This window comes from Amycolatopsis palatopharyngis (assembly GCF_003385185.1).
Classification (GTDB): Bacteria; Actinomycetota; Actinomycetes; order Mycobacteriales; family Pseudonocardiaceae; genus Amycolatopsis; species Amycolatopsis palatopharyngis.
Genome location: NZ_PQHZ01000120.1, coordinates 1 through 1543, shown reverse-complemented (window position 1 = coordinate 1543; position 1543 = coordinate 1). Strand labels below are relative to the sequence as shown.

2 protein-coding genes are annotated in these 1543 nt (G+C 65.6%); one reads left to right on the top strand and one right to left on the bottom strand.

Features of this window, described 5'->3' with window-relative positions:
- Window positions 1-440: 440 nt before the first annotated feature.
- Window positions 441-596, bottom strand: a complete 156-nt coding sequence (locus D0C15_RS35375) for a hypothetical protein (RefSeq protein WP_245976534.1) — start codon at window positions 594-596, stop codon at window positions 441-443.
- Between the two features lie 215 nt (window positions 597-811).
- Between D0C15_RS35375 and D0C15_RS35880 the strand changes: the two genes are divergently transcribed.
- Window positions 812-1279, top strand: a complete 468-nt coding sequence (locus D0C15_RS35880; protein WP_425455459.1) for a class I SAM-dependent methyltransferase — start codon at window positions 812-814, stop codon at window positions 1277-1279.
- Window positions 1280-1543 lie beyond the last annotated feature (264 nt).

The following is a 1543-nucleotide window of genomic DNA, read 5'->3' as shown; positions in this document are numbered from 1 at the left end:
CCACCAGGGGGTGCGGGGAACCCACCCGCACCCCCACCCCCAACTTTGCAGATCCGGGCCCCGACTTGGCAGATCCAGGGCCCGACTTGGCAGATCCCGCGGCCGAGTTAGCAGATCCCGAGCCCGACATTGCAGATCCCGCGGCCGAGTTGGCAGATCCCGCGCCCGACTTTGCAGATCTGGGGCCCGACTTGGCAGATCCAGGGCCCGAGTTCGCAGATCCCGGACACTGGATCGGCTGGTACCACGAGACTTTGGGCCCCCCACCCCGTAAACATCGAAGTGCGCGACGATCTCGCTGATGGGTCGATGGTCTTTCCGATCACGGATCGGTCTTGACACGGCAGCCGCCTCGGGGCGGACGACGTCTGTCAGTGCGCTCGGCCGTGGCTTTCTTCCATCGAGACGCCGCGCTGTCGCCGTCAAATTATCGCCCGGAATCAGCCCCACTTCATGGCAACGCTCGCCGGGCATTGCCGGCGGTGTTCGAGGGCGGCGCGGGCCACGTCGATACGCTGTTGTTGTTCGGACAGTTCGGCCAACCTCTGATCGATCTTTTCGTCGGCCTTGCCGCTCGCCCGCGAGGAATCCCCGATCTCTGCCAGCGAGAATCCGATCTCACGGAAGAGGAAGATTCACGCCTACGTCCCGGACAGCCGTCGCGGCATAACGCCGTCGTCCCGCCGCCCGAGCTACCTGACGCACCAAGCTGAGTTCGTTGTAAGACCGCAGCATCTTCGACGAAGCTCGGAGTGCTTTCGGTAGCAGACAAGGTAAAGGGTGCTGCGCCGCATCCTGCAATGGTGGGTTCGTGTGGAGGGATCGCTCAGTTTCACCAGCTGGCCGGAGCCGTAGGGTACTCCCCGGCTGGATCGTGGGCGACGCTCGTCGAACGTGGCGCGCGATCCGGTGGGCGGTGCAGCTTCTCGCCGTCCCGCGGTCCGACCGCATCATCGAACTCGGCTGTGGTCCGGGCATGGTCATCGCCGCCCTCGCCACCCGAACGTCCCGAGGATTGGCGGTCGGTGTCGACCCATCGCAGGTGATGATCAGTCACGCCCGCCGCCGTAACAGCATCGCCGTGCGGGCCGGACGGGTACGTATGGTCGATGCGCCGGTCGAGAGACCGTCGATCAGGGATGGGTCATTCGACGCCGCGCGAGCAGGCAACACACTCGGCATGTGGCCTGACCCAACCGCCCGGCTACGCGAATTCGCCGGGCGGTTGCGGCCTGGCGTGGCCATGACTCTCGGATTTGCAAGTCGTCGACCGGCTTGAACTGACTCGATGAGTTTCAACCCCATGGCCAGCCTGGCCGCGGCCTCGGTGACCACCGTGCGGTACCGCACGGTGGTTGAAGGTCGACTCGACGGGTTGGTGATGCTCAGACGATCCCGGGATCTGCGAACTCGGGCCCCGAATCTGCAATGTCGGGCGCGGGATCTGCCAACTCGGCCGCGGGATCTGCAAAGTCGGGCCCCGGATCTGCAAAGTCGGGGCTCGGGCCCTGGATCTGTGAAGTTGGGGGCGGTGGGGGTGGGG